16 protein-coding genes are annotated in these 13992 nt (G+C 44.0%); 5 read left to right on the forward strand and 11 right to left on the reverse strand.

What is annotated here, in order from left to right:
• Positions 1-117 precede the first annotated feature (117 nt).
• Both gndA and NX903_RS11220 read right to left on the reverse strand, forming a co-directional pair.
• Positions 118-1527: an NADP-dependent phosphogluconate dehydrogenase gene (gene gndA, locus NX903_RS11215; RefSeq protein ID WP_003230365.1), complete on the reverse strand. Its 1410-nt coding sequence runs from the start codon at positions 1525-1527 to the stop codon at positions 118-120.
• A gap of 109 nt (positions 1528-1636) precedes the next feature.
• Positions 1637-2881, reverse strand: coding sequence for a DNA polymerase IV (locus tag NX903_RS11220; protein WP_015251756.1), 1245 nt, complete (start codon positions 2879-2881; stop codon positions 1637-1639).
• Positions 2882-2953: 72 nt separating this feature from the next.
• Here NX903_RS11220 and mifM point away from each other — a divergent pair, with 72 nt between their 5' ends.
• The 3 genes from mifM to NX903_RS11235 all read left to right on the forward strand — a co-directional run bounded on the left by mifM (position 2954) and on the right by NX903_RS11235 (position 5009).
• Positions 2954-3241: a membrane protein insertion/folding monitor MifM gene (gene mifM, locus NX903_RS11225; RefSeq protein WP_010886563.1), complete on the forward strand. Its 288-nt coding sequence runs from the start codon at positions 2954-2956 to the stop codon at positions 3239-3241.
• A gap of 30 nt (positions 3242-3271) precedes the next feature.
• On the forward strand, positions 3272-4099 hold the full coding sequence (locus tag NX903_RS11230; protein WP_003230359.1) for a membrane protein insertase YidC: 828 nt from the start codon (positions 3272-3274) through the stop codon (positions 4097-4099).
• 181 nt (positions 4100-4280) lie between these two features.
• Positions 4281-5009 (forward strand): YqjF family protein, encoded by a 729-nt coding sequence (locus tag NX903_RS11235; RefSeq protein WP_046160663.1) that lies wholly within the window; start codon positions 4281-4283, stop codon positions 5007-5009.
• Positions 5010-5048: 39 nt separating this feature from the next.
• Here the strand turns inward: NX903_RS11235 and NX903_RS11240 are convergent, their stop codons facing one another.
• The 3 genes from NX903_RS11240 to mce are packed head-to-tail and all read right to left on the reverse strand — an operon-like array spanning position 5049 to position 8120.
• A complete protein-coding gene (locus NX903_RS11240; protein WP_003230352.1) occupies positions 5049-6164 on the reverse strand; it encodes a tripeptidase T in 1116 nt (371 codons plus the stop codon).
• 17 nt (positions 6165-6181) lie between these two features.
• Positions 6182-7705, reverse strand: a complete 1524-nt coding sequence (locus NX903_RS11245; protein WP_086344611.1) for an acyl-CoA carboxylase subunit beta — start codon at positions 7703-7705, stop codon at positions 6182-6184.
• The gene (gene mce, locus NX903_RS11250; protein ID WP_029726744.1) at positions 7698-8120 is read right to left on the reverse strand and encodes a methylmalonyl-CoA epimerase; all 423 of its coding nucleotides are present in this window, start codon (positions 8118-8120) and stop codon (positions 7698-7700) included. Before mce ends, NX903_RS11245 begins: the two co-directional genes overlap by 8 nt.
• Positions 8121-8209: 89 nt before the next feature.
• On the opposite strand from mce, the gene prli42 reads away from it, so the two are divergent.
• Entirely contained in the window at positions 8210-8302 is a 93-nt protein-coding gene (prli42, locus tag NX903_RS11255; RefSeq protein ID WP_003226489.1) for a stressosome-associated protein Prli42, read from the forward strand.
• Positions 8303-8321: 19 nt separating this feature from the next.
• Here the strand turns inward: prli42 and NX903_RS11260 are convergent, their stop codons facing one another.
• From NX903_RS11260 to brxB, 6 genes are all read right to left on the reverse strand, one after another.
• Positions 8322-8852: a L,D-transpeptidase gene (locus NX903_RS11260; RefSeq protein WP_014480206.1), complete on the reverse strand. Its 531-nt coding sequence runs from the start codon at positions 8850-8852 to the stop codon at positions 8322-8324.
• Between the two features lie 51 nt (positions 8853-8903).
• Positions 8904-9872 carry an aromatic acid exporter family protein gene (locus NX903_RS11265; RefSeq protein WP_014480207.1) on the reverse strand — a complete coding sequence of 323 codons (969 nt, stop codon included), beginning with the start codon at positions 9870-9872 and terminating at the stop codon, positions 8904-8906.
• Between the two features lie 70 nt (positions 9873-9942).
• The gene (gene artR / locus NX903_RS11270) at positions 9943-10665 is read right to left on the reverse strand and encodes an arginine ABC transporter ATP-binding protein ArtR (RefSeq protein ID WP_086344050.1); all 723 of its coding nucleotides are present in this window, start codon (positions 10663-10665) and stop codon (positions 9943-9945) included.
• A complete protein-coding gene (gene artQ / locus NX903_RS11275) occupies positions 10658-11317 on the reverse strand; it encodes an arginine ABC transporter permease ArtQ (protein ID WP_003230340.1) in 660 nt (219 codons plus the stop codon). The genes artR and artQ overlap by 8 nt, the downstream gene beginning before the upstream one ends.
• A gap of 80 nt (positions 11318-11397) precedes the next feature.
• A complete protein-coding gene (artP, locus tag NX903_RS11280) occupies positions 11398-12165 on the reverse strand; it encodes an arginine ABC transporter substrate-binding protein ArtP (protein WP_004398706.1) in 768 nt (255 codons plus the stop codon).
• A gap of 267 nt (positions 12166-12432) precedes the next feature.
• Positions 12433-12870 carry a bacilliredoxin BrxB gene (gene brxB / locus NX903_RS11285; RefSeq protein WP_003226477.1) on the reverse strand — a complete coding sequence of 146 codons (438 nt, stop codon included), beginning with the start codon at positions 12868-12870 and terminating at the stop codon, positions 12433-12435.
• Between the two features lie 159 nt (positions 12871-13029).
• On the opposite strand from brxB, the gene NX903_RS11290 reads away from it, so the two are divergent.
• Positions 13030-13923, forward strand: coding sequence for a diacylglycerol kinase family lipid kinase (locus tag NX903_RS11290; protein ID WP_086344051.1), 894 nt, complete (start codon positions 13030-13032; stop codon positions 13921-13923).
• Positions 13924-13992: the final 69 nt, after the last annotated feature.

Consider the following 13992-nt stretch of genomic DNA (forward strand, 5'->3'; position numbering starts at 1 on the left):
AAAAAGCCGAAAATGCTTGTAAGCATTTTCGGCTTTTTTGCAGTTGCCACAAAGGTATAACAATCTTTTTAATAACAAAACCCCCCAAAGCTCTAGAGCTTCGGGGGTTTCTATTGATTACTTCATCCATTCAGTATGGAAGATGCCTTCTTTGTCAGTACGCTCATAAGTATGAGCGCCAAAGTAGTCGCGCTGTGCTTGGATTAAGTTTGCAGGCAGTACGGCTGTGCGGTAGCTGTCATAGTAGGCTAATGCGCTTGAGAATGATGGCACCGGCACACCTTGGGCAACTGCAAGTGAAATCACTTGGCGAAGCGCTCCTTGGTAGCTTTCTACAATATTCTTGAAATAGCTGTCAAGAAGCAGGTTGTCAAGCTCAGGCTCGCGATCGTAAGCTTCTTTGATCTTCTGAAGGAATGCCGCGCGAATGATGCAGCCACCGCGGAAGATCATAGCGATTTCACCATATTTCAGATCCCAGTTGTATTCTTCAGAAGCAGCTTTCATTTGGGCAAATCCTTGCGCGTATGAGCAGATTTTACTCATGAACAACGCTTTTCTGACCGCTTCAATCAGCTCTTCTTTATTTTCTGTAACAGGCTTCACTTCTGGTCCTGAAAGAAGTCCGCTCGCTTTCACACGCTCTTCCTTCATAGCTGAGATAAAACGTGCGAATACAGATTCAGTAATAATCGGAAGCGGAACGCCTAAGTCAAGTGCGCTTTGGCTAGTCCATTTTCCTGTTCCTTTTTGCCCTGCTTTATCAAGAATCACATCAACAAGCGGCTTGCCTGTCTCTTCGTCTTTTTTTGTAAAGATGTCAGCCGTAATCTCAATCAGGTAGCTGTCAAGCTCGCCTTTATTCCATTCAGCGAAAACTTCATGAAGCTCATCAGCAGAAAGGCCCAGCACCTGTTTCAGAATGAAATATGATTCAGAGATCAGCTGCATATCTCCGTATTCAATTCCGTTGTGCACCATTTTTACGTAATGGCCGGCGCCGTCCGGACCGATATATGTCGTACAAGGTTCTCCGTCAACTTTTGCAGAAATGGCTTCAAGAATCGGTTTTACAAGCTCATGTGCTTCTTTTTGTCCGCCAGGCATGATAGAAGGTCCTTTAAGTGCCCCTTCTTCTCCGCCGGAAACGCCTGTTCCGATAAAATGAATGCCGCTTTCAGCGAGTTCTTTGTTACGGCGCTGTGTATCTTTATAGTATGTATTACCGCCGTCAATTAAAATATCATCCTTCTCTAGATGAGGAAGAAGAGATTGAATTGTCGCATCTGTTGCAGTTCCCGCTTTAACCATTAATAAGATTTTGCGCGGTGTTTCCAAGGATTGGACAAATTCTTCAATGCTGTAAGTGCCAACAACATTTTTTCCTTTTGCCTCCTGTAAAAACTCCTCAGTTTTACTGCTTGATCTGTTGTAAACAGAAACAGAAAATCCCCGGCTTTCGATATTTAAAGCCAGATTTTTACCCATGACCGCAAGTCCGATAACGCCGATTTGTTGTTTTGACATATTCTAACGTCCCTTCTGCAAACGTTTAATCATTTTAAAATTTAAATTAAAATAAAATGATATTTATAATAAAGAAATTACCATACATTCACCCTTTTTTTCAAGCGATTCAGCTTTTCTTTTCATCTTGAAAAAAATCTTTATTAAAGCTTGTTCCCTTTGTTTTGCTCTCCTCTTTTTTTAACGTTGCCCCTTTTCTGATCAGTTTGGTACCGTACTTTTTATTCAACTTTTCCATCATCTGCTGAATGGGCTCATCCTTCGCATCTTCATTAAAGCTGAACAAATCGAGCTGTTTATAGGCCTGCTCTTTTTCTACTAAATCCGTTCCGGTAATGCCAAGCAGCCTGACAGGATTTTTATTCCAATGTTTAAAAAAGAGGTGCTCCGCTTCTTTCAAAATGTCATTTTTTTGATCAATCGGGTTTCTCAGCGTAGTGCTTCTTGTGATGGTTTTCCAATCCGCATATCTAATCATAATAAAAAGCTTCGAAGCCATGACTTCCTTGCGCTGTAAACGGTCACTCACAGAAGCGGCAAGCTTTCTAAAGACGCCTAACAGCTCTTCTTCATCACTGGAATCATGGGAAAGTGTCGATGAGTTGCCGACGCTTTTAAATTCGTAAATGCGCTCCGGGTCAACCGGCGCATGGTGAATGCCATTTGCTTTATTTTTAAGGCGCGGACCGTTGATGCCAAGCAGGCGCTTCAGCGAGTGTTCATCAGCTGCAGCTAGCTCTCCGATTGTATGGATGCCGAGTCCCTTCAGTTTTTCCGCTGTCTTTTTGCCGACTCCGTGCATCTCTCCAACAGGAAGCGGCCACAGGATATCAGGCACTTGCCTCTTTCTTAAGATCGTAATTCCAAGCGGTTTTTTCATATCAGACGCCATCTTAGCGAGAAATTTATTCGGCGCAATCCCTATGCTTGACGGGAGCAGCAGCTCTTTTTGCAGCCTGCTTTGGATTTCTTTTGCCGTCTCTAGAGCGCGGCTGCTGTATGGTGTATCGGTCATGTCCATATAGCCTTCGTCGATGGAGACAGGCTCCACCAGGTCAGTATATTCACGAAGAATGGTAAACATCGCTCGTGAAGAGTTTCTATAGCGGTCAAAGTTCGGCGGAAGAACGATGAGCTCAGGACAATGGCGCTTCGCTTGCCAAACCGGCATCGTTGTTTTGACGCCGCGCGCTCTTGCTTCATAGCTGCATGTTACCACAATGCCCTTTCGCTCTTTTACGTTTCCGGCAACTGCGACCGGCTTTCCCCGGAGAGCCGGATCATATGCCATTTCAACCGACGCATAAAAGCTATTCATATCAATATGGAAAATAATTCGGCTCTTTCCCGGCATAAACAAATCTCCTTTTCGGTCATTAGACAACAGCTTGTACATATAGTAAAATGAAGCTATTGAATGGATGTGATGACAATGTTTGTGGAATCGATAAATGACGTTTTATTCTTAGTCGATTTTTTCACAATTATTCTTCCTGCTCTAACGGCAATCGGGATTGCATTTCTCTTACGGGAGTGCCGTGCGGGCGAGCAATGGAAATCAAAACGAACAGATGAACATCAGACGGTCTTTCACATTAACCGAACAGACTTTCTTATTATTATATATCATCGCATTACAACTTGGATACGTAAAGTCTTCCGCATGAATTCGCCTGTGAACGATGAGGAAGACGCCGGTTCTCTTCTTTTATAAACCGCATTTATAAAAAGGAGGAGAACAAAATTGTTAAAAACATATCAAAAACTTTTGGCTATGGGTATCTTTTTGATCGTATTATGCTCGGGCAATGCTGCATTTGCAGCGACTAATCAGGTGGGAGGCCTCAGCAACGTAGGTTTTTTCCACGATTATTTAATCGAACCGTTTTCCGCTCTGCTTAAGGGTGTTGCCGGGCTGTTTCACGGAGAATACGGACTCTCTATTATCCTCGTAACCATTATTGTGCGTATAGTTGTATTGCCTTTGTTTGTCAATCAGTTCAAAAAACAGCGCATCTTCCAAGAGAAAATGGCCGTTATTAAACCTCAGGTTGACAGTATCCAGGTTAAGTTGAAAAAGACGAAGGACCCGGAAAAGCAAAAAGAGCTGCAAATGGAAATGATGAAGCTGTATCAGGAGCATAATATCAACCCGCTTGCGATGGGCTGTCTTCCAATGCTGATTCAGTCTCCGATTATGATTGGGCTTTATTACGCGATTCGCTCAACACCTGAAATTGCGTCACACTCGTTTCTATGGTTCAGTTTAGGGCAATCTGATATTCTCATGTCCCTTAGTGCAGGGATTATGTATTTTGTCCAAGCCTATATCGCTCAAAAACTGAGCGCGAAATATTCCGCTGTCCCGCAAAACCCTGCGGCGCAGCAATCCGCAAAATTGATGGTGTTCATCTTCCCTGTGATGATGACGATTTTCTCGCTTAATGTTCCGGCAGCCCTTCCGCTGTACTGGTTTACAAGCGGACTGTTTTTGACAGTGCAAAACATCGTCCTTCAGATGACGCATCATAAAAGCAAAAAAACAGCCGCTCTTACTGAGTCGGTGAAATAAAAAAGCAACCCCGTGCGAAAAGCCGGGGTTGTTTTTTGTTACTTGCAAAGCATACCGCGCCAAACAGTCTTGATTATCATGGCTGAAGCAGAAATGGCCATCCTAAAAAATAGCCGTATCGTTTAAAAAGAAGGAGATCGGGAATACCTTTACTCACCTCCAAACGAAAGGAGCATATACGTTGACGGAACACTTTCAGCAAAAAAACATTTCTGTACCTGAAGGAATCTGGATCATGAGACAAACCTGGAATGATGTCTTATTTGCTCACTGGCCTGTTGATGTTTCTATCCTTCGCGCTTTGGTACCGTCCGTTTTAGAATTAGATACATATAACGGGCAAGCTTGGATCAGCATGCTTCCCTTTATGCTCACGAACCTGAGGGCGCGTTATCTTCCTGCCATTCCCGGTGCGCGTGCATTTCCTGAGCTTAATCTCCGCACCTATGTCACGTATAAAGGCAAGCCCGGCATTTATTTTTTTAGCTTAGATGCCGATCATCGTCTGGCGGTCCTTGGCGCTCGCACATTCTTTCATCTGCCTTATTTTTACGCGGATATGAAAGCCGAAAAAAACGGTGATGCCATTGACTATGTCAGCAAGCGGAAAGATGACAAAGAAGCAGCATTCCACGCCGCATACCGGCCCATTTCAGCGCCTTTTACAGCAGAAAAGGATTCGCTCGATTACTGGCTGACAGAACGGTACAGGCTCTACACCACTTATCGCAATAAGCTCTATTACGAAGACATCCATCATCATCCGTGGCTGCTGCAAAACGCCGAAGCAGAAATTTCAGTCAATACGGTGACTGATGCTCACGGCATTACATTGCCAGAGTCAGACCCCTTGCTTCATTACGCTAAAAAACAGGATGTGTTATTTTGGCCGCTTAGGAAATGGAGCTAAAAAACCCGATGCGGGAAATCGCACTCGGGTTTTCTTTTTTTATTTTGCCGCCTCTTCAATAATGGCAACAACCATTTCTGCCGTTTTAACGAGCTCTTCGATCGGCATTTTTTCATTTTTTGTATGGATTTGCTCATAACCGACAGCAAGATTGACCGTCGGGATGCCATGACCAGCGATTACGTTCGCGTCGCTTCCGCCGCCGCTCGTTTGCAGCTCGCTTGGACGTCCGATTTTAGCAGCCGCTTTTTTCGCGATTTCAACAACTTGGTCGCCGTCTTGATATTTAAAGCCCGGATACATAACCTCAATTTCGACTTCTGCGCGTCCGCCCATATCAGCAGCTGCCTCTTCAAAAGCAGCTTTCATTTTTTGAACCTGAGCTTCCATTTTCTCAGGAACTAAAGAGCGCGCTTCAGCAAGAATATGAACTTCGTCGCACACAATGTTTGTTTGTGTGCCGCCTTCAAACCGGCCGATATTAGCTGTTGTTTCTTCATCGATACGGCCCAATGGCATTTTTGAAATGGCTTTGCTAGCGATTGTAATCGCTGAAATGCCTTTTTCAGGTTCAACCCCGGCGTGAGCGGTTTTCCCGAAAATTGCCGCTCTTACCTTCGCCTGTGTCGGCGCGGCCACAATGATATTTCCAACTTTTCCGTCTGAATCAAGGGCATAGCCGTAGGATGCAGTGATCATAGAACGGTCAAGAGCCTTCGCTCCGATCAGACCCGATTCTTCCCCTACTGTGATGATGAATTCAATCGTGCCGTGTTCAATGTTTTCTTCTTTCAGCACCTTAATCGCCTCAAACATTGCAGCCAATCCCGCTTTATCATCAGCGCCTAAAATCGTCGTGCCGTCAGTTTTGACGTAACCGTTCTCTACAACTGGTTTTACGCCGTTTCCGGGTACAACTGTGTCCATATGAGATGTAAAATAGATCGTATCTGTTTGTTTTGTCCCTTTTAGCGTGCAAATCAGGTTACCGGCTCCGTGGCCCGTGATATCCATTGTATCGTCTTCTTTAACGTCCACACCTAAATCAGAAAATTTTCGTTTCAGCACTTTGCAGATTTCAGCTTCGTGCTTTGTTTCTGAGTCAATTTGGACAAGCTCTAAAAATTCTTCCAGCAGGCGTTTTTCATTCACCATTTGTAAGTCCCTCCATATTAAAGCGGTATGTTACCGTGCTTTTTTTTCGGTCTCTCTTCTGTCTTATGTGCAAGCATATGAAAAGCTTGAATCAGTTTTCCCCTTGATTCTTCCGGCAAAATGATGTCATCGACCATTCCACAAGCGGCCGCTTTGTATGGGCCGGCGTTTTGCTTTTTGTATTCAGCTGTTTTTTCGCGTTTCGTCTTTTGCGGGTCAGCTGAAGCTTTGATTTCCTTTTCATACAAAATCGATGCCGCACCTTCTGGACCCATCACTGCGATTTCAGCATTCGGCCATGCAAACACAAGGTCCGCTCCGATCGCTTTGCTGTTCATGGCCACATAGGCGCCGCCGTACGCTTTTCTAATGATGAGTGTGACTTTTGGGACAGTCGCTTCAGCATAAGCAAACAATAATTTTGCTCCATGTCTGATGATTCCATTGTGCTCTTGCTGAATACCCGGCAGAAACCCCGGGACATCTTCGACAGTCAATAGCGGGATATCAAATGCGTCACAAAAACGGATGAACCTTGCTGCTTTATCAGCAGCGTCAATCGTCAGGCTTCCCGCCAGATGCTTCGGCTGGCTCGCCACAATGCCGATTGCTTTTTCACCCAGCCTTGCAAACCCAATGACAATGTTCTTCGCAAAAAATGGCTGAATCTCAAAAAAAGACTGCGGGTCAGCCAGCTCCCTGATCACCTTCCGAACATCATAAGGCTTTGTCGTATCAGCAGGGACAAGATGGTTTAATAATGGTCTGGACGCCTCTTTCGCTGGCTTCGGCTCTGTTGTCCGGCCATTCAGCGGCAAATAAGACAGCAGTTTTCTCACCCCTGTCAGAACCTCCTTCTCCGTATGTCCGGAAAAGTGGGCGTTTCCGCTGACGGCATTATGTATCCCCGCTCCGCCTAAGCTCTCCGCATCAACCTGTTCCCCTGTCACTTTTTCAATCACCTTCGGGCCGGTAATAAACATCCGGCCGGTCTGTTCAGCCATAAATATAAAATCTGTGAGTGCCGGAGAATATACAGCGCCTCCAGCGCACGGCCCTAAAATAACCGATATTTGCGGAATGACTCCGGAATATAAGACGTTTCGGTAAAATATGTGACCGTATCCATCTAATGATACCACACCCTCTTGAATTCTCGCACCACCTGAGTCATTCAGCCCGACAATCGGCGCCTTATTTTTTGCTGCCAGATCCATCAAAGCGCAGATTTTCCTGGCATGGGTTTCGCCAAGCGCCCCTCCGTACACTGTGAAGTCTTGCGCAAATACATAAACTGAGCGGCCGTCAATTGTGCCGTACCCTGTCACGACCCCATCCCCTAACATGCGCTGTTCTCTTGTTAACACTTGACTTTCCATGAAGGGGTGTAATTCGATAAAGCTGTCCTGATCTAGAAGAAATATGATCCTTTCCCGAGCAGTGAGCTTGCCCTTTTGCCGCTGCTGAGCCAGCTTTTCCCGTCCTCCGCCTTCTTCTGCCTGCTTGCGTTTCGTGTATAAATGATCCATGTGTTCATTCATGCTCATTGTGTTGGTCTCCTTTCGGTTCACAAAGCTCTACAAGAACACCGTTTGTTTCCCGAGGGGAAATAAACGCGATCTTTTTCCCGTTCGCTCCCTGTCTTGGAAACCTGTCAATCAATTGAACATGCTGGTCAGACAATGCTTGAAGCTGTTCAGATAGGCCGTTGCACAAAAACGCAATATGATGCAGTCCCTGCCCTTTCTTCTCCAAAAATAAATGGACGGGGCTGTCAGCTGTCAACGGCTCTATCAGCTCAAGTTTGACGCTACCAGCTTGAAAAAAAGCAACATTCACCTTTTGCTCTTCAACCGTTTCTTGATGAAGAAATGCAAGCCCCAATACATTTTCATAAAAGCTTCTTGCATCTTTTATCGAAAAAACGGCTATCCCGATATGGTCAAGCCTGTTCATTTTCATCCCTGCTTTCGCTAATAGATATCGCTTGTCCGCCCATTCAAAACACGCTAAAATATAGACAGATTGTTTAAGGAGTGAAAATCATGTCTCAAAAACTGATGAAAAGCGTTTTGATCGTGATTTTGGGAGTTTTTATTCTTTCAACTGTACTCTCAGGAATCGTCATGTTTCTATAACGATAAAAAAGCAGGCGCCTTATTCAATGGGAATATCCTGCTTTTTTATCAGAGCTTTATGCTCGATGGCAATCTCCTCAAAAGAGCGGTTGTCGTCCGTGATCAGCACTCTCGTTCCTACTGGTATCGTTTGAAACAAATGAACAACCTCATCGTTATGCATACGTATACAGCCGTTAGACACAAATTTTCCTACTGATTCCTCTCGGTTTGTCCCATGAATTCCATAAATCCGCCCGTCCGTTCCTTTCGCGTCAAATCCGATCCATCTGGCCCCAAGCGGGTTGTCAGGAGATCCCCCTTCAATATTTTTCTTTCTGTAGTAAGGATTTTCCGCTTTTACCGTTACCGAAAACTCTCCTTCAGGCGTCAAATCATCTGTTTTTCCAGTCGCCACACTATACACGCCTTCTACTCTGTTGTCGAGGATAACAGCAAGTTCATTTGTTCGCTTGTTGACAATAACATACGGATCACCCGGCAGCGGATTTTCGCCGAGCGGCCAAATCGGTGAAATCATCATGAAAATCGAACATAAGAAAAAACGCATAAGCTCCTCCTTTTTCATTAGGTTGACCAATGAAGGAAGAGCTCATGCGAATCATCCGAGTGATTTTTGCGCTTTTATTCCTTTAAAATAACTTTTAATCACTAAATATTGTTCCATTTCGCCGAGAAGATGGAAGAGAGCGGCCCTCGCTTCAAATTCCTCTCTAGTCGCAGGAAGCGGCATCTCCTCAAATTCTTTTCTCATGTCAGCAAGTCTTTTCAGAAATTTATACGCTGTATTCCCAGGGTGTATCGCCTCCCGCAAATCATGAATAAATTCAGCGATCATTTTTCCCTGATCTACCGTGATGGAGATCGATGTCACTTTAGGGAGAAGGCGTTCAATAATTTCAAATTGCTTTTCTCTCATTTTAAAATAATGATAATGCAGATTTTCATAACGCAAAATGTGGTTTTGCACATCTCGATATGCCAGGTTTTTAGCCTCCGTAATGAGCTGGTGCGTTTCCGGAATTTCTTTTCCTGACCAATCTTGCTCACCAGTTAACAAATACCGTTCGATTTCTGCAAAAATGACAGCAAAGTTATCCTCTATCTTTTTGCGGTAGGCAATCAGTTTCCGATCAAGACTAGGCATATACAAGTTCATCAATAGAGCGACGCCGATGCCAACCGTAATCAGCTGAACTTCATTCCAGATGAAAGCAAGCGTAATGCCGCCGGACATGTATAAATGAAGGATAATAACGGAACTGGTGACGATACCCTCGTTAATTTTTAACAGAACCGTTATCGGAATGAATATCAAAAGAAGCGCTCCGATCACAAACGGGTGGTAGCCAATAAGCTCGAAAAAGAGATAAGAAAAAACAATTGCCAGACAGCATGCCGCAAAGCGGGCCCATGAGGCCTGAAGCGACCGTTTTTGTGTGATTTGTATGCACAAAATGGTGATGATTCCTGCTGATGCGAAGTTTTGCAAATGCAATAACTGGCTTATATAAATAGCCAAAGCTGTTCCAAGCGCGGTCTTTATTGTGCGGTAACCAATTTTAAACATGTCGGACTCCATTTCTATTTGTTTCTTCAATAAAAAAGAAGAGGCGGCCAGCCTTCTTCTTTTTTATATTCTATAATATTTTCTCTAAAAAGTCCTGCGCTCTTTTGGATTTTGGCGACATAAAAAATTCCTTCGGATTGCCGTCCTCGACAATCATTCCTTGGTCCATAAACAGCACGCGGTCTGCCACTTCTTTTGCGAAGCCCATTTCATGTGTGACAATCACCATGGTCATGCCGGTTTCGACCAGCTCTTTCATCACCTGTAGCACTTCTTTGACCATCTCCGGATCAAGGGCGGAGGTCGGCTCGTCAAACAGCATGATGTCCGGGTTCATCGCAAGAGCCCTGGCAATCGCGACACGCTGTTTTTGTCCGCCAGACAAACGGTTTGGATAGTCATTTCGCTTTTCAAACAAACCGACTTTGCGGAGCAGGTCCTCAGCTTTCTCCTGTGCAGCCTGTTTTGATTCTTTTTTTACATTGACAGGCGCGTACATGATGTTTTCGAGAACCGTTTTGTGCGGAAAGAGATGAAAATGCTGAAAAACCATCCCGATGTTTTCCCGGACCTTTAATGTGTTGGTTTTTGGCTTCGTAATCTCTGTTTCTTTTATTGTAATGGTTCCGCCGTTAGGCTTTTCCAACAGGTTTAAACAGCGTAAGAACGTTGATTTGCCTGAGCCTGAAGGACCGATCACGGCAACAACCTCACCCTCAGCGATTGTTGTTGAAATGTTTTTTAATACTTCGTGTTTCCCAAATGATTTTGACAGCTTTTCAACCTTAATCATTGGATTTCAGCTTCCTTTCTACAGCCTTGCCGATAAACGTTAAAATCAGGACAAGCACATAATAAATCAATCCCGCGATAATGAGCGGCTCAAGGTAATTGTAAGTGGCGGCGCCAGCTTGATATGCGCGTCTCATGACATCACCAAGCCCGATGACGGTAACGATCGCCGATTCTTTTGTTAACGTAATTAATTCATTCACAATTGCAGGTGATATATTTTTGAAGGCCTGCGGCAGCAGCAGATCCTTCATCATTTTTCCATACGGGACACCGAGTGCAACAGCAGCTTCTTTTTGCCCTTTATCAATGGCATTGATTCCGGCTCTGATAATTTCCGATACATAAGCGGCGGAATTCAAAGACAATGCGACAACCGCAGCCCAAAACTGGTCAATTTGAAATCCGAGCAGCTGAGGAAGGCCAAAATAGACAATCATAAGCTGCAGCACTAAAGGCGTGCCTCGGAACACTGATGTATAAAAATCAGCGATCCAGATAAACGGGCGGAATGTGCTGATCTTGCATAAGCTTAGCACAATACCGAGTATAAGTCCGATAATAGCAGATACAACAACAATTTTTAATGTAATTGCCAAGCCTTCTAATATAAAAGGAATTTGGGGGATCGTTGCTGAAAAATCCAAATTCATAGCCTTTGTCTCCTTTTCTTACAGGAAAAAAGTTTCCTATTCAATAAAAAGGCTCAACGAAAAAGTTGAGCCGCTTTTTTTTACTTCTCGCCAGTGAACCATTTTTTCTTCAATTTCTCAAGCTCTCCGTTATCTTCCATTTCCTTGAGCGCTTTATTGAATTTGTCTGTCAGTTCACTGTCCTTTCTGAAAGCAATTGCTGAACCGGCTTCTTCCGCTTTCGCATCAGGAATCACAAAGCCTTGCAGGTCATCATTTGATTTGAAATACCCTTCTGCAACAATGTCTTCAATTATCGCGGCATCGAAACGGTCAGATTTGATTTCCTGCACCAAATCAGAAATTCTGTTGCGGTCTTCTGTTTTAAAACCATATTCCGGAGAAAGCTCTTTCCCCTTCTCTTCCTGAATAGAGCCAAGCTGAACGCCAACTGTTTTTCCTTTCAGGTCTTTCAAAGATTGAATGCCGCTGTCTTTTTTGCTGACAATCATATGGTTCGCTGTGTAATACACATCGGAAAAATCAACTTGTTTTTTACGCTCAGGCGTTGGTGTCATTCCTGACAGAACGAGATCCACCTGTTTTGATTTAAGCGCTGTAATTAAGCTGTTGAAGTCCATATCCTGCACTTCAATTTCATAGCCTGCCTTCTTTGCCAGAGCTTTTGCCAGCTCTACATCAAAGCCGACAATATTATCTCCTTCTTTATATTCAAACGGTTTGTAATCCGCCGAAGTACCCATAATTAATTTTTTCTTTCCGCTTTCTGAACCTGAATTGCTTGAGCCGCACGCAGTTAATGCAAAGGTGATGCAAGCAGCTACAAGTAATAAGAGCCATTTTTTCATGATCCATTTCCCCCGTATTCATTACTTTTGGTGTATTTGAATATTTATTCGTTAATTTGTATTTTAAACAGTTTCTCATTTTTATGCAATACTATTTTTAAAAATTATCTTTAAGCTTATCTTTCCAGTGATCTCTTCTGATATTACTAGATAAAAATTAAATCGCTGTACAATCCGATTGAATAATCCCTTAATATTTATTCATATATCCTTGGAAATTTATGCACAAAAAAACCCGGGCTGCTTTGAGCATCCGGGTTGTTCGTCTTATACTTCTTCACAATATTCTTCAAAGGCTTCCTGCAGCTTTGCCACTACGGCCATCGGCTCATGGCCTTCAATTTCATGACGCTCTACCATTTTCATGATCTTTCCGTCTTTCAAAATCGCAAAGGACGGAGAAGATGGCGGATAACCTTCAAAATAGTCACGCGCACGCGCTGTCGCTTCTTTATCCTGTCCGGCAAAAACGGTGACGAGCTGATCAGGTCTTTTATCATAGTGAACGGAATGGTAGGCTGCCGGTCTTGCAATTCCTCCGGCGCATCCGCAAACAGAGTTTACCATGACGAGCGTCGTTCCTTTTTTCGTAAGTGCCTCATCCACCTCTTCGGCTGTTTTAAGCTCGGTATATCCGGCAGCTGTTATTTCTTGTCTCGCTTGGCGGACAATATCATTCATAAATAAATTAAAGTCCATGTTCAATGAAGACCTCTCCTTTTTCATCATCTGTTCTTATGATAGCAAGGAAACGTCCATATCGGCAAATGACTTTGCTTCGCCGTGCACTTTTTTTGCTCTTCGTTTACTGCTTACAGAAAAGGGGATTATATAACTAGAAGTAAAATAAAGGAGCAGTTGTATATGAGCCACAGGAAAGCGTTACTGATTCATAACGGAAATGCCGGCAACAAAAATATAGAAAAAGCACTTGGTGCTGTGGTGCCGGTTTTATCTCACGATTTAGATGAGGTGATTATTAAGCAGACAAAGAAAAAGGATGATGCGTATCATTTTTGCCGATCCATTGATGATTCTGTCGACACCGTCTTCATTCTCGGCGGCGACGGCACGATCCATCAATGCATAAATGCTATCAGCGCTCTAGAAAGAAAACCCGCTGTCGGAATTTTGCCCGGCGGCACGTGCAACGACTTTTCAAGAGTGCTTGGCATCCCTCAAAATCTTGCAAAGGCCGCGGAAGCACTTATGGCAGGAAAAAAAACCAGCGTAGACGTATGTCAGATGAATGACCGTTATTTTTTGAATTTCTGGGGGATCGGCTTAATTGCAGAAACGTCGAATCAAATCAACGAAACGGAAAAAGCATTATTGGGAAAAATCAGCTATTTTACAAGTGCCTTGCGAACCGTCTCATCCGCTGCATCGTTTCCGATGACATTAAAAATTGATGGAGAAGAAATTAAAGAAGAAGCCGTTATGCTGCTTGTGATGAATGGCCAATACATTGGAACGAATCGAATTCCTCTGCCCGATGCCAGTATTGAAGACGGCTTACTTGATGTTCTCATATGCCGCAACACCAACCTCACCGCGCTGCGGGAGCTGATGAGCATGGAACAGGGCTCAATTGATCGTTTTACCGGAGAGCTGTCCTATGTCCAGGCCTCCCGTATCGAGATTGAAACAGACACTGCCAAAAAGGCGGATATGGATGGAGAAGTTTATACACATACACCCGCAGTCATTCAGGTCCTGCCGCAGCATATCGACATGCTTGTTCCCGCAAATGAATAACTGTCATAAGGCTTTAGAAAGATTTTGCAAATCCGTTGACTCTCCCCTAGGAGGAGGTCTTACAGTATA

The sequence above is a fragment of the Bacillus sp. FSL R5-0576 genome, from assembly GCF_038004765.1.
Taxonomy (GTDB): Bacteria; Bacillota; Bacilli; order Bacillales; family Bacillaceae; genus Bacillus; species Bacillus subtilis.